General features: G+C 72.5%; 14 protein-coding genes. 6 read left to right on the forward strand and 8 right to left on the reverse strand.

Going from position 1 to position 20,165, the window contains the following annotated elements:
• Nucleotides 1-186: 186 nt before the first annotated feature.
• Together F3T56_RS08460 and F3T56_RS08465 are read left to right on the forward strand one after the other, a co-directional pair.
• Nucleotides 187-798: a hypothetical protein gene (locus tag F3T56_RS08460; protein ID WP_149824074.1), complete on the forward strand. Its 612-nt coding sequence runs from the start codon at nt 187-189 to the stop codon at nt 796-798.
• A gap of 110 nt (nt 799-908) precedes the next feature.
• Entirely contained in the window at nt 909-2,630 is a 1,722-nt protein-coding gene (locus tag F3T56_RS08465) for a hypothetical protein (RefSeq protein ID WP_149824075.1), read from the forward strand.
• 72 nt (nt 2,631-2,702) lie between these two features.
• Here the strand turns inward: F3T56_RS08465 and F3T56_RS08470 are convergent, their stop codons facing one another.
• The 6 genes from F3T56_RS08470 to F3T56_RS08495 all read right to left on the reverse strand — a co-directional run bounded on the left by F3T56_RS08470 (nt 2,703) and on the right by F3T56_RS08495 (nt 13,425).
• Nucleotides 2,703-3,344: a cutinase family protein gene (locus tag F3T56_RS08470; protein ID WP_149824076.1), complete on the reverse strand. Its 642-nt coding sequence runs from the start codon at nt 3,342-3,344 to the stop codon at nt 2,703-2,705.
• An 80-nt stretch (nt 3,345-3,424) separates the two neighbouring features.
• On the reverse strand, nt 3,425-4,657 hold the full coding sequence (locus F3T56_RS08475) for a PucR family transcriptional regulator (RefSeq protein ID WP_149824077.1): 1,233 nt from the start codon (nt 4,655-4,657) through the stop codon (nt 3,425-3,427).
• 125 nt (nt 4,658-4,782) lie between these two features.
• Nucleotides 4,783-5,751, reverse strand: a complete 969-nt coding sequence (locus tag F3T56_RS08480) for an alpha/beta hydrolase (RefSeq protein WP_149824078.1) — start codon at nt 5,749-5,751, stop codon at nt 4,783-4,785.
• 33 nt (nt 5,752-5,784) lie between these two features.
• The gene (locus tag F3T56_RS08485) at nt 5,785-10,026 is read right to left on the reverse strand and encodes a type I polyketide synthase (RefSeq protein ID WP_149824079.1); all 4,242 of its coding nucleotides are present in this window, start codon (nt 10,024-10,026) and stop codon (nt 5,785-5,787) included.
• On the reverse strand, nt 10,023-11,807 hold the full coding sequence (locus F3T56_RS08490) for a fatty acyl-AMP ligase (protein ID WP_149824080.1): 1,785 nt from the start codon (nt 11,805-11,807) through the stop codon (nt 10,023-10,025). The genes F3T56_RS08485 and F3T56_RS08490 overlap by 4 nt, the downstream gene beginning before the upstream one ends.
• 40 nt (nt 11,808-11,847) lie before the next feature.
• Entirely contained in the window at nt 11,848-13,425 is a 1,578-nt protein-coding gene (locus F3T56_RS08495; RefSeq protein ID WP_425473551.1) for an acyl-CoA carboxylase subunit beta, read from the reverse strand.
• 256 nt (nt 13,426-13,681) lie between these two features.
• Here F3T56_RS08495 and F3T56_RS08500 point away from each other — a divergent pair, with 256 nt between their 5' ends.
• The 3 genes from F3T56_RS08500 to F3T56_RS08510 all read left to right on the forward strand — a co-directional run bounded on the left by F3T56_RS08500 (nt 13,682) and on the right by F3T56_RS08510 (nt 17,546).
• Entirely contained in the window at nt 13,682-14,863 is a 1,182-nt protein-coding gene (locus tag F3T56_RS08500; protein WP_149824081.1) for an aminotransferase class V-fold PLP-dependent enzyme, read from the forward strand.
• A gap of 152 nt (nt 14,864-15,015) precedes the next feature.
• Nucleotides 15,016-16,506, forward strand: coding sequence for a flavin-containing monooxygenase (locus F3T56_RS08505; protein WP_246203493.1), 1,491 nt, complete (start codon nt 15,016-15,018; stop codon nt 16,504-16,506).
• Nucleotides 16,503-17,546: a Rieske 2Fe-2S domain-containing protein gene (locus F3T56_RS08510; protein WP_149824082.1), complete on the forward strand. Its 1,044-nt coding sequence runs from the start codon at nt 16,503-16,505 to the stop codon at nt 17,544-17,546. The genes F3T56_RS08505 and F3T56_RS08510 overlap by 4 nt, the downstream gene beginning before the upstream one ends.
• 129 nt (nt 17,547-17,675) lie before the next feature.
• On the opposite strand, the gene F3T56_RS08515 is transcribed toward F3T56_RS08510, so the two are convergent.
• A complete protein-coding gene (locus F3T56_RS08515) occupies nt 17,676-18,239 on the reverse strand; it encodes a hemerythrin domain-containing protein (protein ID WP_149824083.1) in 564 nt (187 codons plus the stop codon).
• A gap of 222 nt (nt 18,240-18,461) precedes the next feature.
• Here F3T56_RS08515 and F3T56_RS08520 point away from each other — a divergent pair, with 222 nt between their 5' ends.
• The gene (locus F3T56_RS08520; RefSeq protein WP_149824084.1) at nt 18,462-18,992 is read left to right on the forward strand and encodes a hypothetical protein; all 531 of its coding nucleotides are present in this window, start codon (nt 18,462-18,464) and stop codon (nt 18,990-18,992) included.
• Nucleotides 18,993-19,021: 29 nt separating this feature from the next.
• Here F3T56_RS08520 and F3T56_RS08525 read toward each other — a convergent pair whose 3' ends face one another.
• The gene (locus tag F3T56_RS08525; RefSeq protein WP_149824085.1) at nt 19,022-20,164 is read right to left on the reverse strand and encodes an SGNH/GDSL hydrolase family protein; all 1,143 of its coding nucleotides are present in this window, start codon (nt 20,162-20,164) and stop codon (nt 19,022-19,024) included.
• Between the last annotated feature and the right edge of the window lies 1 nt (nt 20,165).

Here is a 20,165-nt window from a genome sequence, read left to right on the forward strand (position 1 = left end):
CAGCGGAACAACGTCTTCACCGGGTCCGGTACGTGCGAGACCAACGGCACCGTGACCGAGCCCCGCACCTACTACAGCTACACGCTGGACCCCGCGAACAACGTCCCCGCGCTCGTACGGGCCGGGGCGGGCGTCGGCAAGATCGGCGCTTGATCACTCCCCCCACGCACACAGGAGGACCCCCACATGAGTTCGCCGCGCAAGAAGACGGTCATAGCGGCCCTGGCTGCCGCACTTCTGGCCGGACCCGGTGTCGCGCAAGCCGTCCCGCAGGCCGCACCACAAGCCGCGCCGGTGCCCCAGCAGCGGGCCGTGGCGGCCACCATCACCTGGACGCTCGTACGGGCGAGCAACCCCACCCAGGACCAGCAGACGGCGTACAACCTCATCACGGCGGCCATGAACAAGGCGGTCGCCCGGTACAACAACCTCAGCGACCTGGGCAAGAACATCACCGTCCACTACAACCCGAGCGTCCCCACCGCCGACGGCAACATCAACGGGACCATCCGCTTCGGCAGCCGCAGCTACATGACCGAGCGGACCGCGCTGCACGAGATCGCGCACACCATCGGCGTGGGTACGAGTTCGGGCTGGTCGCGGTTGGGCGGCAGCGGCACATGGACGGGCGCTCAGGCCACGGCACTCGTCCGGCAGTACGACGGGTCGAGCGCCAAGATCTCCACGGGCGGTGGCCACTTCTGGCCGTACGGACTCAACTACGAGAACGAGTTCTCGAACACGGCGGCCGACCGGCATGTCCACATCGTCGCCGCGATGGTGCGTGACGGGCTATAACTCCGGTTGCAGTAGAGGCAGTTGGTGCCTGGTGACAAAAACGCCGACAGGAGCTGCGTTGTTGTGAGCATGGGGCGGTGGGGCTGTCGCGGCGGTCCTACCGTCCCCTCATGAATACGAGTCGCAGCAGGAGAAGAACGTGGCGTGGCGCCGCGCCGGCGGTGCTGCTGACCGTCGGGGCGTTCACCGGGGCCGCCCCGGACGCCCGGGGAGAGGACGCGCGGTCCGAGACGGTCGTGACGTCGACGAGTCCGGTCGAGGGTGTGACCGAGAGCGTGGTGCGGGTGAAGTCACCACTGCCGGCGTCCTTCGGGGCGCGGCCGGCGGCGTGCGACTGGCTGTCGTATCTGCGCTACCGGGCCGCCGACGCACCGGCGGACTCGGCCGACGCCGACCGGATCCTCGTCGCCCAGCCCGGGATCCTGGAAGGCGCCGGCGCCTTCGACAGCGTCGCCCGCAACACCGTGGCACGCGCCGCCGAGCAGGGCCGGCACATCGAGTTCTGGGCCCTGGACCGGCGCTCCAACTGCCTGGAGGACCGTACCGGCATCGCCTCCGGCGATCAGCACACGGCCGTCGACTACTACTACCGGGGCGGACAGGTCGAGGGCCGTACCTTCGCCGGGTTCGTCGGCAACGACCGGCTGGGATGGATGGCGGGGCTCGGCATCGAGCGGACCGTCCGCGACCAGTACGACCTGCTCACCGCCGAGTTGCCCGATCAGCGGTTGCGGGAGGAGAAGGTGCTGTGCGGCGGGCACTCGCTGGGCGGAGTGATCACCGGTTACTTCGCGACCGCCGACTTCGACGGCGACCCGGCCACCACGGCGGACGCCGGACACCACCAGTGCGCCGGGTACTTCGCCCTCGACACCACCGTCTCCACCTCGCTCGCCGACCTGAGCGGCAGCATCCCGGACGACACCAACCTGCCCGACATCGGGCTCGGTTACGGCGTGGTGCAGGCCGGGCTCGACAGCGGAGTGCTGCCGCGCTCGCTGTCCGCGCCGGTGCTCCTCAACCCCGAGACGATGACCCTGCTGGCCATCGCCGGCCTGGGCGCCGTACAGGATCCCGGCGGCGAGGCCGATCTGCCGGGTTATCTGCCCCTCAACACCAACATCGAGGCGACCAACCGCTTCCTGTTCTCCGAGGACACCGCCACCTTCCTCACCGGCTCGCCCGCGGTGAAGGACTTCCGGCTCACCAACGAGGCGATCCTCGGCGCGCTGATGGACGACCACTCCGTACCGCTGGCCTTCCTGCAGAGCAGCGTGGGCTTCTTCGACGGCGGGCCGATCGTCGACAAGAACTTCCCCGTCGCGAACGGCGGTGATCAGCAACCGGGGTTGTTCGGCAGCGAGTACAAGGCCATTCCGGATCAGCCGCGCGGGCCGCTCTACACATGGCGGAATTACGACCGCGTCGGCGATCCCGACGACCCCGGGTACCGGTCGGCCGACGGGACGCCGTTCACCGACGCGGGCAAGGAGGTCACCGACATCCAGGAGCTGGCGCGCAGCCTGGCCGAGCAGCCGCTGGACTTCACCGAGCAGTACTTCCCGACGAAGCTGGTCACCGATCTCCAACTGGCCACCTCGCCGCAGGTGAAGCGGCTCGTCGTCCACCCGGCCGGGCTGACCGCCAACCCGACGCTCACGGTCCTCGCGGGTGACGGACTCCTGGCTGGCCGTGTCCCGGACGACCTGGACCCCGTGGTCGCCGAGGGCTACCAGCACCTCGACGTCCTGACCGCCGCGCCCGAACAGAACGACGGCCGACCCGAGCCGGTCTCGACGAGCCTGACGGAGTTCGCCCGGGATCCGCGATAGCTGCGCCCCCCCCCCGCAAGGGAAGGACCCGGGAGGTTTGCCCTCCCGGGCCCTTCGACGTGGTGCGGGGGCTCAGACCTTGCCCGCCGCGAAGGCGGCCGCCGCGTCGGCGTTCGCCGTGTAGCCGAGGTGGGCGCCCACATCACCGCCGCCGTTCTCGCAGACGGGATCGCCGGTGGCGCAGAAGTCGATGGTGCGGCTCTGGTAGGTGCCGGTGACGCTCTTGCCGATGGCCCGGATGGGGTTGCCGAACAGCAGCACGGCGGCGACCTTGGGTTCGAGCGCGGCGGGGATGGTGGCCACGATGGGGCTGCCGACCACCGCGCCCGCGCTGCTGATGCCGATCGAATTGTCGACGACGTTCGCGCCCTGCGAATAGCCGACGAGAATAAAACGCTGATTCGGGCAGGCGGACGCCTGGCTCCGGACGTGGTTCACCAGATCCATGTTGCCCTGCGCGGCCGAGGTGGAGGAAAGGTCGGCGGGATAGTTCACCTTGTAGCTGGACAGGCTTTTGCCGGTGATTTTCTTCTGCAGCGCGGAGTACACAGGGTTGCCGACGATGAAGCCGAGCGTGCCCGGCTCGAAGGTGCCGCGGGCCGCGACGACGTCGATGTCCGTGCAGGCGGCGGCCGTTGCCGTGGGTGCCGAGAGGGTGGCCAGTCCGACCCCGCCGACCAGGGAGAGCGCGGCGAGGCACAAGCGGATACGCATGGGGATCCTTTGCGGGTGGGGCGCAAGAGGCGCCTGTGGAAAAGGACGTCCCGAACGTATTCGCGTAAGCGGGTCTGGTGTTATGGACGGGAATTCAGGAATTCCTCGCCTTTTTGTTCCGAGGTGAGTGCGAGGATGAGATCGAGGCGGGTGCCGGGATCGTGCAGTGCGTCACCGAAGAGTTTCTCCAGCTGGCGCAGGCGATAGCGGACCGTCTGCGGGTGGATATGGAGACGGGCGGCCACATCGGGCACGTTGCTGCCGCTGAGCAGCCACGCCGACAAGGTTTCGGCGAGCCGCCCGCGCTGCCCCTCCGAGACCGCGTCGAGCGGAGCGAGGGCGCGCGACCGGAGATGGGCCAGCATCGGTTCGTCGCTGTGCAGCAGCAGGGTCGACAGATGGTCGGCACAGTGCACCACGTCCTGCCGGGGGAGGATGCCACGGCCCATCAGGCCCAGCGCCCGGGTGGCCCAGTGCAGCGACCGGGCGGCCTCGGTGAGCGGGACCGTCGGGCCGATCGCCGCAGGCCGGCCGCGCAGCGCGAGGGTGAACGCCCGGCCGCCGAACCGCCCGGTGCCGTCCGGGTCGGGCACCAGCATCCGGGGTGGCCGGGACTCCATGTCCACCAGCGCCCCCGCCGCCGCCAACGGCCACTCCTCCTCCCGCTGGTCCGGGGTGGCCGCCAGCGCGACGACCGCGACCTGCCCCGGCACCGACCAGCGGGCGCCGTGCGCCAGGTCCCGCACCGCCTCCGGGGACACCGGCCCCTCGTCCAGCAACAGGTCGAGCAGCCGCCTGCGCCGCCGCTCCAACTCGTCCGCGCTGCGCAGCTGCGCCTCCGCGTATCCGGCGGCGGCCGCCTCGGCGACCTCGTGCACGGTCCGGAACGCCAGCTCGCCCAGCGCCGCCACCACCGCCGAGTCCAGGCCGAGCTCCTCCGCCGTACGCCCCATCAGCCGCCAGGCGTGCAGCCCCCCGACCCGCAGCGCGGACTGCAGCGCGTCCAGGCCGCGACCCTCCAGGGCCTCGCCGCGCCCGAGTTCGTAGTACGTCGCGGTGATCGCGGCGCCCTGGCCGCGCGGATCGGCGATGTGGTCGACGAACAGCGTCAGGGCCTGGACGACCCCCGATCGGAGATGCTCGCGATACGCCCCGTCGGCCGGCCGGGCGTACTCCGGGACCTGTCTGCGCACCTCCTCCTCGACCTCGTCGGCGACCGACTCCAGCTGATCGCGGAGCGGTTTGGCGAGTTCGGGCGGGACCGGGGAGGCGCCGGGGCCGTCCGGTACGCCGTGCGGGGTGGGCGAAGCCACGGCGGACGCTCCTTTCACCCGGAGACGGCTCACCCGCGGGCTGTTGTTGCCCGTGGGGCGAGGGGCAAGTCCCGTGTTGGACGGACGTCCCCTGCGCTCCGTTCCGTGCCCCGACGGCACCGGCCTCACTCCGGCACCCCCAGCGCACGGGCGAGCATCGGCCACGACGCGGCGAACTCCCGCTTCCAGTAGGCCCAGCTGTGCCCTCCGCCCGCGTAGAAGTGCGTGGTCACCGGGACACGCAGCAGCGCGAGCGTGTCGGTGAAGGCATGGGCGGAGGGCCACAACGCGCTCTCCAGCGCCTCGGGCAGCCAGTCACCGATGCCGCCCACCACTCCACTCCCGCTGGACACGTACAGGGCGGTGCCGCGCAGCCCCTTGGCGCGGGACCTCGGATTGAAGTCGCGCCACGTGAGGAGGTTCAGGATCGGGTTGCCCCACAGCGAGAGGGGCGCCAGGTTCTCGCGGGCCACGATGGCGTCCATCAGGGTGGGCACCCCGGGGGCCGTGGTGTCGAGGATGCCGCTGTACGAGGCGGCCGCCGCGAACGTCCCCGGGTGCCGTGCCGCGTGTGCCATGGCGCCGTAGCCGCCGGTGGACACCCCTGCGACGGCCCGGACACCGGACGCCCGGTACTCCCGGGCGAGCAGCGTGGGCACCTCGCCGAGCTGGAACGTCTCGTAGTCGGGGCCGCTGCGCCAGGCCGTGGGAATGCCGGTCGGCCTCGCGTCCGGCATCGCCACGATCAGGTCCCGCCCCTCGGTGAACGCCTCGATGTCCGTCTCCCGGGTCCAGGACGTGTAGTCGTCGTGGGCGCCATGGAGGAGGTACAGCACGGGGTACGTCCGCCCCGGCCGCGTGTCGAAGCCGGACGGCAGGATCAGCCGTACGGGCGCGCTGCGGCCCAGGGCGGCGGAGGGCACGGAGACGTCCAGGGTGCGGGGGCCGAGCTGAGTGACGGCTTGAGCGGTGACGGCTCGACCGGCGGCTCTTGCGGTGGTGGTGGTCGTGGCGCCGAACAGGGCGGCCAGACCGGCGGCCGTCGCGGCCTTGGTGACGGTGCGTCGGGACACTCCGGTGACGGGGTGGGACATGGCGGCTCTCCTCGGATCGGGCCTCGGGTCGGGTCAGCGGGTCTTCGCGTCGAGCTCCCGCCGCAGCCGGGCGGCGAGCTCGTCGACGTACGGCGGGTCGAGCAGCGACAGATGGTGCCCCGCGACTCGTACGACCGTCAGGCTCGGGCACACCGCGTCCCAGCCGAGCGCCTCGTCGTCCCGTTCGTACGCCGGGTCGCGCACGCTGTGCGGAGCGGGCTCGGAGGCACGGAACAGGAACACCCGCCCGTCGTGGGGACCGGGCCGGTGGGCTTCACCGATCCTCAGGTCCAGGTAGGACGAGCGCTGGTGGGCCAGGACGGCGGCCGGTACGTCGGCGGCCTCGCGAAGCGCCCGCAGCACGAGGTCGATGCGCTCGCCGTCGTCGTCCGTCGCGACCAACTCGTCGTACGGCAGCGACAGTTCGACGCCGTACGTGTCGGAGACGTGGCGGGCGAAGCCGGTGAGGTGGGCGCGGATCCGGTCGGCCTGCGAGCCACCGCGCCGGGGCAGGGGCCGTACGGAGTCGATGAGCACCACCAGCTCCACGTCCCGCCCGGCTGCGGTGAGCTGCCGCGCGGTCTCCTGGGCGACGAAGCCGCCGAAGGACCAACCGCCCAGCAGACAGGGCCCGTCGGGGTGGACGGCGGCGACCGTCTCGGCGTAGCGGCGCGCCTTCTCGGTCACCGTTCGAGCCTCGTCGAGCCGCTCCAGCCCGTGGACCGGCCGCGCGTTCCCGAGCCGGTCGACGAGGGTCCGGTAGACGTCGGTGGTGCCGCCGGCGGGGTGGATGAGGAAGAGCGGAGGGTGGGAGCCGGAGGTGGTGGTGAGCAGGGGGCGCAGCGGGGACTCGGGGCTGGTTGTCCGCGCGGGTGGTGGTGTGTTCCGGATGCCGTGGGCCGGGGCCGACGTCGTGGGCAGCGCCCGTTGGATGCGGGCGGCCGTCTCCCCGACGGTGGCGGCGCCGAGCAGGTCGCGCAGGGCGACCTCGATGCCGAGATCGCGTTCCAGGGCGGTGCGGATGCGGACGGCCATCAAGGAGTCCAGGCCGAGTTCGGCGAAGGCGGAGGCCGGTGTGACACGGGTGGGCGGGTGGCCGGTGACGGCGCTGATGTGGTGACAGAGCCGGGCGGCGATCGAGGCGTCGTCCGCCACGTCGGCTTGCGCCGCGTTGGCTTGCGCCGCGTCGGCTTCCGCCACGCCGGCTTCCGTCCTCTCGGCTTGCGTCATGCCGGTCGCCATCTCGCGGCCGTACTTCGCCATGTCGGCCCGGGCCACACCGACCGCCGCCACACCGGCCCCCGCCCTGTCGGCCTTCGTCCACGGAACCCCCGCCACCGGCATCCCCGGCACGCCCGTCCCCTCGGCTCTCGCCCCTCGCCCATCCGTCCACCAATGCCGCACATGCCGCCACCGAGGCGCGGGCAGGTCGATGACGCGCCCCGGCGGCATCGGCAGGCGCAAACCCGCGGCGTACAACGTGCCCACCCCCGTGCGGAACTCGGCGGCCTCGTCGCCGTCCCGGCGCAGTGTGCCGAGGGCGAGGGAGCCGGGCGCGGTGTCGGTGATGGCGCGGGTGAGGACCGGGTGGGGGGAGATCTCGACGAACGTGGTGTGGCCGTCGGCGGCGGCCGCGGCGATGGCCCGGTCCAGCCGTACCGGTCGTCGCAGATTCGCGGCCCAGTGGGCGGCGTCGAAGACACAGTCGCCGCGCGGGTCGTCCAGGACGGTGGAGTAGACCAGGACGCGAGGATGGACACCTTGTATGTCGCTCAGCGCATCGGTCAACTCCGCCAGTAGCGGCTCGACTTGGGGCGAGTGCCCGGCACCCACGACCCGCATCGAGCGCGCGGTTCGCCCCTCCCGCTCCAGCCGGTCCACCAGCCGGGCCACGGCCGCCTCCTCGCCGGTGACCACCTTCTGGCCGGGCGAGGAGTGCACGGCCACGTGGACGCCGGGGAAGTCCCGTTCCAGAGCGGAGAGTTCGGTGTCGTCGAGGTCGACGACCGCCATCGCGCCGCCCAGCAGTCCGCTCAGCAGCCGGGCCCGTACGGCGACGACGCGGGCCGCGTCCGGTACCTCCAGGGCGCCCGCGCACACGGCCGCGGCGACCTCGCCCAGGGAGTGGCCGATGACGGCGGCGGGTTCGACGCCGTACGCCCGCCACAGCTCGGCGAGCGCCAATTGGAGCCCGAACAGGACGGGCTGGGCGACCTCCAGGCGCTCCAGGCGATCGAGATCGAGGTCCTCGCCGGACGCCAGTTGGTCGTAGAGGGACAGACCGCACTCGGGGGCGAGCTGGGCGTCCAGCTTCTCCACGGCGGCGGCGAAGGCGGGTTCCTCGGCCAGCAGTCGACGCCCCATGCCGGCCCACTGGCTGCCGTACCCGGAGAAGACCCACACCGGGCCGCGCCCGATGACATCCCGGTCGCCGGTCAGCACCCGGGCGTGCGGGCGTCCGCGCGCCAACTCGCCCAGACCGTCGTCGAGTTCGGCGCCGCTCCGGGCGACGATCGCGGCCCGCACCGGCCCCCGCCCGGCGCGTCCGGCGAGCGTGCGGGCCACGTCGGCGGGGTGCGCGGCGGATCCCTCGGGCGTCCGGAGCCAGTCGGCGAGCCTCCCCGCCGTGTCCCGGAGACGGGCGATGTCGACGTCGGAGAGGAGGTGAAGGCGGGCCGAAGGCTCCTCGGCCGGGGGCGGCGGCGACAGGGCGCCGGGTCGCCATTCCTCCAGTACCGCATGGGCGTTGGTGCCGCCGAAGCCGAATCCGGAGACCCCGGCGGTGGCCGTACCGCCGTAGCGGGGCCATGGTTCGGACTCGGCCACCACCCGCAGCCGTACGTCGTCCAGGGCGCTGCCCTCGCCGCAGTGCAGGGACGGGGGGATGAGGTCGTGGTGCAGCGCGAGCACCGTCTTGACCAGTCCGGCGATGCCCGCGGCGGACTCCAGGTGGCCGAGGTTGCCCTTGACGGAGCCGAGGAGCAGCGGCTGGTCGGGGTCGCGGCCCGCACCGAGCACGCCGGCGAGCGCGCCCGCCTCGATCGGGTCGCCGAGCGGGGTGCCGGTGCCGTGCGCCTCGACGTGGTCGATGTGCGCGGGGGAGAGACCGGCTCGCGCGTAGACGGTCGTCAGGAGGGCTTGCTGGGCCGCCGGGTTGGGGGCCAGGAGGCCGCCCGAGCGGCCGTCGGAGTTGACGGCCGTGGCGCGGATGACGGCGAGGACACGGTCGCCGTCCCGCTCGGCGTCGGACAGCCGCTTCAGCAGCACGGCAGCGCATCCCTCGCCGCGCCCGATACCGTCGGCCGCCGCCGAGAACGGCTTGCACCGCCCGTCCGGGGCGAGCGCGCCCGCCCGCCGGAACGCGACGGTGACCGTGGGGGAGAGCAGCACGTTCACCCCGGCGGCGATCGCCGTGTCGCTCTCGCCCGTGCGCAGGCTGACACAGGCGTGATGCACCGCGACCAGCGACGACGAACAGGCCGTGTCGACCGCCATGCTCGGCCCCCGGGCGTCCAGTACGTACGACACCCGGCCCGCGGCGACGCTCAGCGCCCCGCCCGCCGGGGCCCAGGGATCGACGGCCGCCGGGTCCGCGCCGGTGAGCGAGCCGTACTCGGGCGCGGAGACCCCGACGAAGACACCGGTGGCGGTACCGGCGAGGGAGACGGCCGGGACGGCGGCGTGGGCGAGCGTCTCGTGGACGACTTCCAGCAGGATCCGCTGCTGCGGGTCCATCACCGCGGCCTCGCGCGGCGTGATGCGGAAGAAGTCCGCGTCGAACGCGGCGATGTCGTCGAGGTAGCCGCCGTAGGGAAGCGCGTCGGCAGGCGGGAACGCGGTGAAGTCGCGCCACCGGTCCTCCGGGACCCGCCGGATCGCGTCGACGCCCCCGCTCAGCAGCCGCCAGTAGTCCCCGGGGCCGTGCACACCCCCGGGCAGCCGGCAGCCGACGCCGATGACCGCGATCGGTTCGCCCTGCACGATCGGGGAAGGGGCCGCGGAGACCGGTGGAGCGACCTCCGCCGTCGTACCGCACAGTCGAGCCATCAGTGCCTCGCAGGTCGGCGCCTCCCACAGCAGCGTCGCCGGCAGTGCATGGCCCGTGGCACGGGACAGCTCCCCGGCCAGGGCGATCGCGTCCCGGGAGGACATGCCGAGATCCGCCAGCGGCCGGTCCAGCGGAACGTCCTCGACGGCCGTGCCGTGCCAGGCGGCCACTCGCTCGGCGACCAGCCGCCGCAGCACACCCTCGTCGACTCTTCCGACGGCCCTCATGCCGAGTCCCCCGCCGCCGCGTAGGCACCCGCCAGATACCGCTCACGGGTCAGCGCCCGCGACACCTTGCCGCTGGACGTCCGGGGCACCGTGCCCGGCGGGACGAGGACGACATCGGTGAGCCGCAGCCCGTGCCGCGCCGAGACCGCCGCGCGGACGGCCCGCACCAGGGCCGGTACGTCGAGCCGGGCCGGCGTCGTGGTCCGTACGTGCTCCGCCACGACGATCACCCGCTCACCGGCGGCGCCCGGCGTCCCGAACGCGGCGAGCCGGTCGCGCCGCACCGCCGGATGAGCGTCCTGGACCGTGGCCTCCACGTCCTGCGGATAGTGATTGCGGCCGTCGACGACGATGAGGTCCTTGAGCCGCCCGGTGACGACCAACTGCCCGTCGTGGACCACCCCGAGGTCACCGGTGCGCAGCCATTCCACCGCACCGCCCGGCCCACTCGTCCCGTCGGTACCTGCCGCGTCCCCGGCGAACGTCGCGCCGAAGACGTGCCGGGTCTGTCGGTCCTGGTTCCGGTAGCCCCGCCCCACGTTGGGTCCCTGGACCCAGATCTCGCCGACCTCGCCCTCGGCCAGGGCGGCGCGGGTCAGGGGATCGGCGATCCGGACCCGTTGCCCCGCCGGAGTGCCGCAGCCGGCCAGCAGCACGGCCCGGGGATCGTCGGGCCGTGCGGGCAGGGCCTTCCCGGCGGCGAGGGCGTCCCGGTCGAGCGCGAACCGGCGCAACGGCTCCCCGGGCCGCGCCGCGCTGACGAAGACGGTCGCCTCGGCGAGTCCGTACGACGGGCAGTGGGTCTCCGGCACGAGGCCCTGGGCGGCGAAGGCCGCGTGGAACCGGTCGGCAGTCCCGGGGCGGACCGGTTCGCTGCCGTTGATCAGCGCGGCGACGCCGTCCAGCCGAAGGCCCACCTTCTGGGCCTCGGTGACGGCCGACGCGCAGTAGTCGTAGGCGAAGTTGGGCGCAGCGCTCACCGCACGCGGGTGCGCGGCCAGCAACCGCAGCCAGCGCACGGGTTCCTGGAGGAACGCGCCCGGATCCATGAGCACCGACGGCACCCCCCGCACCACCGGCGCCGCGACACTCAGTACGAGCCCCATGTCGTGGTACAGCGGCAGCCAGCCCACACAGGTCACCGGATGCGCGTCGGCACCGTAAGCCGCGAGCGCCTGGCGGGCGTTGGCGACGACGTTACCGTGGGTGATCTCCACACCGGCCGGGGTACGGGTCGAGCCGGACGTGTACTGGAGGTAGGCGACCGCGGTGTCGTCGGGCCCGAGCGGCCGCCAACCGTCACCGGCGGCGTCGGGCACGAGATCGGCGGCGAGGAACCGCAGTGACCGAGCAGCCCCGCCCGCGCAGAACTCCCGTACCTCATGGAGGCCGTGGCCCGTCGCCACGACGGCCGCCGGACGCGCGTCGGCCAGGACCGCCGACAGCCGGTCGCCGTGTCCGGGCAGACCGGGCGGATACAGCGGTACGGCGACCAGGCCGGCGGCGAGCGCCGCGAGGAACGCGGTGACGTACTCCGTCCCCTGCGGGCACAGCACCGCGACCCGCGCCCCCGGCTCGACCTCCTCGGCGAGCCGGGCCGCCAGCGCCCGCACCCGCAGGTCCAGGCGTCGCCAGGTCAGGGTGCGGTGGACGCCGCGCGAGTGCGGGGCGGGATGGTCGACGAAGGTGAAGGCGCGGCGGTCGGGGGTCGTTTGGGCCCAGTGCCGTACGTACTCCGGCAGACTGCGGAACGCGGGCGCGAGCGGGGGGCGGCTTTCCATTCGGGCATGGCTCCTCAGGTTGATCAATGGATCAGGTTGATCAGAGCGGGATGTTGCCGTGCCGGCGCTCCGGCATCGGGGCGCGCTTGCCGCGCAGCGCGCGCAGGGCGCGGCAGACGTGGGAGCGGGTGTCGCGCGGGGCGATGACGGCGTCGACGTAGCCGCGCTCGGCGGCGAGGTACGGGGTCCCGTGGGTGCTCTCGTACGCGGCGACGAGGCTGGCGCGCAGCGCCTCGGGGTCGGCCGCGGCGGCGAGTTCGCGCCGGTGCAGGACGCCGACCGCGCCCTCGGCGCCCATGACGGCGATGCGCGCGGTGGGCCAGGCCAGATTGATGTCGGCGCCCAGGTGCTTCGACCCCATCACCGCGTACCCGCCGCCGTACGCCTTGCGCACCACCACCGTGACCTTGGGGACGGTCGCCTCGGCGTACGCGTACAGCAGTTTGGCGCCCCGCCGGATGATCCCGGCCTGCTCCTGAGGGACCCCGGAGAGATAGCCGGGGACGTCGGCGAAGGTCAGCAGCGGGATCCCGAACGCGTCGCAGAACCGTACGAAGCGCGCCGCCTTCTCGGAGGCGTCGATGTCGAGGACCCCGGCGGCGTGCAGCGGCTGGTTGGCGACGACCCCGACCGGAGCGCCCTCGATGAGAGCCAGGGCACAGATGATGTTCGGCGCGAACAGCTCCTGGATCTCAAGGAGTTCACCGTCGTCCACGACCCCACGCAGGATGTCCCGCATGTCGTACGCCTGCCCGAGCCGGTCCGGCACGACCGTGTCGAGGCACAAGCCGTCGGGCGAGGCCCCCGGCGCGTACTGCGGCGGCCGCTCCAGGTTGTTGGCGGGCAGGTACGACAGCAGGTCCCGTACGGTGTCGAGGGCGTCCACCTCGTCGGCGGCGAGGAAGTGCGCGTTGCCGTTGACGGTGTTGCTGGTACGGGCGCCGCCCAGCTCCTCGGCGTCGGCGCGTTCACCCGTGACCGTCTCGATGACGTCGGGCCCGGTGACGAACATGTGCGAGGCGCCGTCCACCATCACGGTGAAGTCGGTGATGGCGGGCGAATACGCGGCCCCGCCGGCGCACGGCCCGAGGACGACCGAGATCTGCGGGATCACCCCGGACGCCCGTACATTGCGCCGGACCAGCTCGGCGTAGAGGGCGAGCGAGGTGACCCCCTCCTGGATACGGGCGCCACCGCCGTCGTTGAGCCCGACGACCGGACAACCGGTCTTCAGGGCGAGGTCCATCAGGGCGAGCGTCTTCTCGCCGAAGGCCTCGCCCATGCTGCCGCCGAAGACCGTGGAGTCCTGGGCGAACACGCAGACCTGGCGGCCGTCCACCGTCCCGTGCCCGGTGACCACCCCGTCGCCGTACGGCCGGTGGGCGCCGTCCCCGGTGGGCCGGGCCCGCACGAACAGCCCGGTCTCGGTGAACGACCCCGCGTCCAGCAGCAGATCGATCCGCTCCCGGGCGCCGTACTCACCACGCCGCCGCGGACCGCCGAGGCCGACCGCCCGCGCCCGACGGCTCTCCAGGTCGGCGATGCGATCGACGGTGCGGCCGCCGGTCGGGGCAGCGGCCGGATCGGCGGTCGGGGCAGCGGTTGTCGGGTCGGGCACGCGTGTCACCGCCCGCTCCGCCGACTGCCTTGCCCGGGATGTCGTCACCTCTAGCGTCACAGCCACCTCCGAAGGTGCCTTCGAATATGGCAGCGGGGGAGGGGCGGGCCGGGGCGATCGCCGTTCTGTTTGCGGGAGATGAGTCCTGTGGGGCCGGTGTTCGTCCGTGGGTGACAAGAGAGCCGCATGGCCGTAATCACCGGCAGCCGGGCCGGGCCCAGTTCACCAAGTGGTGACGCATGGGAAGGCTGTGGGCATGGATATCGACGCCCTGCGCCGGGACACCCCGGGCACCGCCAACCGCGTGCACCTCAACAACGCCGGAGCCGGCCTGCTCTCCCGCCGGACCCTGGACACCGTCACCGCCCACCTGGAACTGGAGGCCGCCATCGGCGGCTACGAGGCGGCGCGGCAGGAACAGGAGAGGATCGACGCCACCTACGCGGGCCTCGCCCGACTGGTGGGCGGGCGGCCCGAGGAGGTCGCGCTGTTCGACAACTCCACCCACGCCTGGAACGCCGCGTTCTACGCGATGACGTTCAAGCCGGGCGACCGCATCCTCACCGGCCGGAACGAGTACGGAAGCAGCGTGCTCGCCTATTTCCAGGTCGCCCGGCGCACCGGCGCGGAGATCGTCGTCGTCCCGGACGACGAGTCCGGACAGCTCGACACCGCCGCCCTGGCCGACCTGATCGACGAGCGCACCAGGCTCGTCGGCATCACCCACGTCCCCACCAGCGGCGGTCTGGTCAACCCGGCCGCCGAGATCGGCCGGATCACCCGCGCCGCCGGGGTGCCGTTCCTGCTGGACGCCACGCAGTCCGTGGGCCAGTTCCCCGTCGACGTCGCCGCCATCGGCTGCGACCTGCTCACCGGCACCGGCCGCAAGTTCCTGCGCGGCCCGCGCGGAACGGGCTTCCTGTGGGTGCGGCCCGAGGCGCTGGAGTACCTGGACCCGTACGTCTGCGAGATCGAGTCGGCCGCCTGGGACGGCGAGCGCGGCTTCACCTGGCGCCCCGGCGCCCGGCGCTTCGAGACCTGGGAGAAGAGCTACGCCGACGTCCTCGGCCTGGACACGGCCGTACGCCAGGCCCTCGACCTGGGCCTGGACCGGATCGGCGAGCGAGCCGTCGCGCTCGGCGCGTATCTCCGCGACCGGCTCGACGCCCTGCCCGGCGTCACCACCCACGACCTGGGCGCCCACCAGTGCGCCATCGTCACCGCCAAGGTCGACGGCCTGCCCGCGCCCGAGGTCGCCACCGCGCTCGCCCGGCACGGCATCAACGTCACGACCACGGTCCCCGAACACAACCAGTTCGACACGGAGAACCGAGACGTCCACCCCCTGGTACGGCTCTCCCCGCACTACTACAACACGGAGGCCGAACTCGACCGGACCGTCGAGGTGATGGCCGACATCGCCCGCTCCGCGCGCTGAGACACGTACTCCGCGCGTTGAGACACGTACGCGGAAGCCGCTCGTCCGCTCGTCCGTGCGGGCGGGCCGCTTCCGCGTATGCTCCGCGCGCTCCCCGCCCATGCCGGTTCACGCCCTGACGGCGGCGTCGCGCCGCCTTCCACACTGAGGGTGTGGCGAACGCAGAGATCATCGTGGTGGGTGCGGGGGTTTCCGGGATCGGCGCTGCCATCAGGCTGCGCCAGGAGGGCTACCAGGACATCCTGGTACTGGAGAGAGCACCCGAGGTGGGCGGCACCTGGCGGGAGAACACCTACCCGGGATGCGCGTGCGACGTCCCGTCCTCGCTGTACAGCTACTCCTTCGCCCCGAACCCGCGGTGGAGCCGGGTCTTCGCCGAACAGCGGGAGATCCACGACTACTTGCGGACGATGGTACGGCGGCACGGCATCGGCCCGTCACTGCGCCACGGCGTCGAGGTGCGGGAAGCCCGCTGGGACGACGGGGAACGGCGCTGGCACCTGGAGACGAACGACGGCCCGTACAGCGCCCCCGTACTCGTCCTGGCGACCGGCCCCTGGCGACGCCCACGACGGCCCGAGGTCCCGGGACTGACCGACTTCGACGGCCCGGTGGTGCACACCGCCCGCTGGGACTCCTCGGTCCGGCTGACCGGCCGGCGGATCGCGGTCATCGGCGGCGGAGCCTCCGCCGTACAGCTGGTCCCCGCGATCCAGGGGCAGGCCGCCGAGATGCACGTCTTCCAGCGCACCGCCCACTGGCTGCTGCCCAAGCCGGATCACGGCCTCCCCGGCCGGCTGCGGGCGCCGGGCGCCCAACGTGTCCTGCGGGCCGCCCAGTACCGCGTCCAGGAAGGCCTCGGCTACGCCTTCCGCCACCCCCGGCTCGTACGGCCGGTGGAGGCCGCCGCACGGGCCCATCTGCGCCGGGCGGTCCGCGACCCGGGGCTGCGCCGGGCGCTCACGCCGGACTACCGGCTGGGCTGCAAACGGCTGCTGACATCGAGTACGTACTACCCGGCGCTGTCCCGCCCCCACGTCCGGCTCCACCCGACCGCCCTGGCCGAGGTGGACGGAAACCGGCTCATCGGCGCCGACGGCAGCGAGGCCGAGGCCGATGTGATCGTCCTGGCGACGGGCTTTCACATCGGCGAGCTGCCGCTGGCCCGGAGCGTGCACGGCACGCACGGCCGTACGCTCCAGGAGAGCTGGGACGGCGACGACGGCCCCCAGGCCTACCTCGGCACCAGCGTCAGCGGCTTCCCGAACCTCTTCCTGCTGCTGGGTCCGAACGTACTGACAGGCTCCACCTCCACCCTCACCGTCGTCGAGGGCCAACTCGCCCACCTCACGGCGGCACTGGCCCACCTGCGCACCGCGGACAAGGCCGCCCTGGACGTACGGCCCGCCGTACAGGCCCGCTTCAACGCCGCCGTCCAGGACGCGCTGAGCACCACCGTCTACAACTCCGGCGGCTGCAGCAGCTATTACCTCGGCCCGAGCGGACGCAACACCTTCTGCTGGCCCTGGTCCACCGGCCACCTCCTTCACCACCTGAACCACTTCGACCCGAACGCCTACACCTGGACGGCACCCGGCCCGACACCGGTCCGCCCCGTGAACGAGGAGGAGATCACCGCATGAGGCTCCGGCGTGGCCGCACACGCCCCTACGACCGCGAGCTCGACCACCGCCTCCTGCCCGCCGTCGGCGACGAGCAGGAACGCGTTCCGGTCGGCTGGTACTTCGCCCGCTTCAGCAGCCACCTCTCGTGCGGCGAGGTGGTCCCGGTGACGTACATGAGCCGGCAGTACGCGCTGTTCCGGACCGACAACGGGCAGCTCGGCATGATCGACAGCCAGTGCTGCCACATGGGGGCGGACCTCAGCCGCTGCGGGAAGGTCAGCGGGGAACACCTCGCCTGCGGCTTCCACGCCTGGGAGTTCGACACGGAAGGCATCTGCCGGAAGATCCCCGGAGCGGACCGCATCCCGCCGCGGGCCGCGCAGCGCGGCCTCCCGGTGACCGAACGGGCCGGCATCATCTGGTTCTGGCACGGACCGGGACCGGCACAGTCGCTGACCGGCCTGGACTTCGCCGAGGACCGGCGCCGCCATATGCACCTGGCGGGCCGGGTACTGGTCTGCCACACGAACCTGCTCCCCATCAGCGAGCACGTCACCGACGTCGCACACTGGCCCTGCACGCACAGCCCGGGCCGCCGGATGACCTCCGTCATCCTCCGCGACGAAGGCCGGCACTTCTCGTTCCGCATCCAGCCCGCCGAACCGGACAGCACCCGCATCCACCACTTCCGCCCGTACGCCCTGGCCTCGTTGGTGAACCCGACCACGGCCCTGGTCACTCCCCAGCGGGGGCCGGAACCCGCCGAGACCCCACCCGCGATGGCCTTCGTCGCGGCCGTGAGCCCCGTACGCCCCGGCGTGACGATCGCCACCTGGGGCCTGATCGTCCGCAAACTGGGCCCCGACTGGCTGCTGTGGCCGGTCAACCGGCTCTGGGCGGCCTTCATCTGGCGCCTGGTACGCCGCAACCACGACGCGGACTTCGCCATCCTGCGCTGGATGCGCCCCGTGGCCAAGGACCTCTGGTCCGCCGCCGACGGCCCCACCGTCCGCGCCTACCGCCGCTTCTACCACCGCAACCTCGCCCCACCACCCTAGCCACAGGACCCTCGGCAGCTGGGGCTGGGCGAGGGCGGGCTGCGCAACTCGGCGCTACGACGTGCCGCCGCGCCCACCCTCCCCCATCGCCCCAGCGGCACGACTGCCCGCAGCTGAGACGGCGGCCGGTCAGGAGCTCTTGCCGCGCCCGGTCAGCGCGTCGCGCATGCGGTCGACGAGGCCGAGGCCGGGGGCGAGGAGCTTGTTGGCCGGAGGCTTGGACGGTGCGGCCGGGTGCGGGCGGGTGGGGGCCGTCTTCTTGGCCATGCGGACCTTTTCGCCGAGCTCGTTCAGTACGTCGGCGGAGCAGGACCTGCGCAGCCGGGGGAAGAGGTTGTTCTCCTCGTCCCGCAGATGCTGCCGCACCTCGGCCATCAGCCGCGTGATCAGCTGGTCGAACTCGGGGTCGTCGGCCTCGCACCGCTCCAGTTCCTTCATGGTGCGCTCGGCCTCGGCGTGGTCGGCCAGCTCCCGCTCGGCGATCGGGTAACCGTCGGGAACGTGCTCACGAACCGCCGGGTAGAGATACGCCTCCTCCGCGACGGAGTGCCGTACCAGTTCGATGGTGACCAGATCCGCGTATTCCTTGCGCTGCGGATTCCCGGACGGCAGTTGCTCGATCTTTCCGAAGAGTTCCTCCACTTCGCGGTGGTCGGTCTTCAATTCCTCGACCACATCTCCGCCGTGTCCCATTTCCCTCTCCTTTCCACGTGTCCCGGCCGTCGGTCCCGGGCGGGCTCTCGCGGAGGTCAGTGAAACTCCTCCCCCTCCGTATCCGGCGCATTGATCCCTTGGTGGTCGGGTCGACGGGCCATGTGGCCGAGGACACGTCCTTTCCGTGGCCCGCGCTATTTCCGGACCGGCGGCACCCGGCTACGTTTTCTGTGCGCTCCCCAGTACCCACGGACGGCCCAGTTGCACGCGGAACTCTCCCCCCTCATAGCGGCGACCACTCAGTGGCTGACGCGCGCCTACCCGGCGGGCGGCGGCGCCCTGGACGCCGCGCTCTGTGCGGCACAGGCCCACCAGGCCGTGACGGTGGCGGCCTGGCTGCGCTACCCGACGCCGATGGACGCCGCACTCGTGGCCGTCGCCGGACCCGGCGGCTCCGCCAGGCTCGACTGGGTCACCGGCTCCGACGAGATCCCCGCACCGGACGACTACGCCTGGCGGACCTGGGTGGACGAGGTCCTCGCCAGCTGGGCGGCCGGACTGCTCACCAACCCCGACCTGGCCCGCGAAGCCGTGACCGCGGTGACCACCCCGACCGCCCACCGCCACACCGGCGCTTCAGCGGCCGCCTTCCGCCGCCTCCTCACCCCGGACGAGAACGACCGCCGGGCAGCCGCCCTACTCCGCCACCCCGACCTCCTGGCCCCCATCGCGGAACTCCACCACGCCGGCCTCCTCGACGCGCTGACGCCCGGGCAGCCGCTGACGGCCTGAGAACACGCACAGAACCCAGGCCCGGCCGGTTACCAGCGCAGCGGCAGGCCCGCCAGAAACTCGTCGAGCAGTCCGGAGACGATCCGGTGGTCGTTGACCGACGGATGCCAGTCACAGCCCAGGAAATCCAGACCGGGATCGTCGTAGTACCAGTGGCTGACCCGGTCGTCGCCCCGTCGGCTCCGTTCCTCGACGATCCGCCGGGTGGCCTCGGCGAACGCGGTGGTGTTCCCCAGGCGGGTGGCGGCGACCACGAGGAACGTCCGGGGGCCGTACCGGGCGCGCAGCTTGTCGAGGAAGCCGTGATACGCGCTCTCGTACGCGGCGACCAGCGCCCCCTCGGTCGTCCAGCGCTCGCCGGGATTGAGCGGCGTCGAGAAGTCGTTGATGCCCAGGCCGATGACGACGACCCGCGGATGCCAGGAATCCGGTTTCCGCCAGACGTCGCCTTCGATATGCAGCAGGGCGCGGTCGTAGTACGTGCGAAAGTCGGCGCCCGCGTTGGTTCCGTTGTAATTGCGGACCATGCCGAGACCGGAAAAGGCGTTGATCTGGAAGTCGGCGTCGAGTTTTCGCGCGGTCAGGGCGCCGAAGGTGAGATCGGCGTTGCTGTTCCGGTTGACCCCGCCATTGCTCGAACAGTCCCGCGTGCCGGAGACATTGCCGTACCCGGCCGTGAACGAATCACCGATGAACTCGATCTGCCGGCTCCGCGCCCGGGGTCTGGCGAGGATCACGCCACCCGGGGCCGCGACGAATCCGCCGAACCGCCCGGCCGTCCAGGGGCTCTCGGTGCGTTTGACCAGCCGTACCCGGTGCTCGGTGTCGGGGAGCCCGTCGAGCCAGGAGACGGTCCGGCCCGGGGTCACCAGGGTCGCGGCGGTCGTCCCGTCGATCTGGACGTCGTAGTCGTTGTCGGCGTCGTCGAGGACGATGCCGACGCCGGTCCCGCGGAAGCGCCCCTCGAAGCAGACGCCGGGCCAGCTGTACTGGACCGTCCCGTCGGCGGCCCGTCTGACCCGGCCCACCGAATGGAACCGGGCCCGCGCGTCGTCGGCGGCCGCCCAGGTGGGAGAGGCGACGGCGGTGACGACGCTGGCGGCGGCGCCCGCGACGAAGGCCCTCCGGGACACACGGCCGGATGTACCGGGTAAGGGGCGAGGCGTCTGCATG

It is taken from the genome of Streptomyces tailanensis (assembly GCF_008386495.1).
In the GTDB taxonomy this organism is placed as follows: Bacteria; Actinomycetota; Actinomycetes; order Streptomycetales; family Streptomycetaceae; genus Streptomyces; species Streptomyces tailanensis.

Coding starts and splice junctions, on each gene's coding strand:
- F3T56_RS08460 (WP_149824074.1), top strand. CDS start 187: ATGAGTTCGCCGCGCAAGAAGACGGTCATAGCGGCCCTGGCTGCCGCA.
- F3T56_RS08465 (WP_149824075.1), top strand. CDS start 909: ATGAATACGAGTCGCAGCAGGAGAAGAACGTGGCGTGGCGCCGCGCCG.
- F3T56_RS08470 (WP_149824076.1), bottom strand. CDS start 3,344: ATGCGTATCCGCTTGTGCCTCGCCGCGCTCTCCCTGGTCGGCGGGGTC.
- F3T56_RS08480 (WP_149824078.1), bottom strand. CDS start 5,751: ATGTCCCACCCCGTCACCGGAGTGTCCCGACGCACCGTCACCAAGGCC.
- F3T56_RS08485 (WP_149824079.1), bottom strand. CDS start 10,026: ATGAGGGCCGTCGGAAGAGTCGACGAGGGTGTGCTGCGGCGGCTGGTC.
- F3T56_RS08490 (WP_149824080.1), bottom strand. CDS start 11,807: ATGGAAAGCCGCCCCCCGCTCGCGCCCGCGTTCCGCAGTCTGCCGGAG.
- F3T56_RS08500 (WP_149824081.1), top strand. CDS start 13,682: ATGGATATCGACGCCCTGCGCCGGGACACCCCGGGCACCGCCAACCGC.
- F3T56_RS08510 (WP_149824082.1), top strand. CDS start 16,503: ATGAGGCTCCGGCGTGGCCGCACACGCCCCTACGACCGCGAGCTCGAC.
- F3T56_RS08515 (WP_149824083.1), bottom strand. CDS start 18,239: ATGGGACACGGCGGAGATGTGGTCGAGGAATTGAAGACCGACCACCGC.
- F3T56_RS08525 (WP_149824085.1), bottom strand. CDS start 20,164: ATGCAGACGCCTCGCCCCTTACCCGGTACATCCGGCCGTGTGTCCCGG.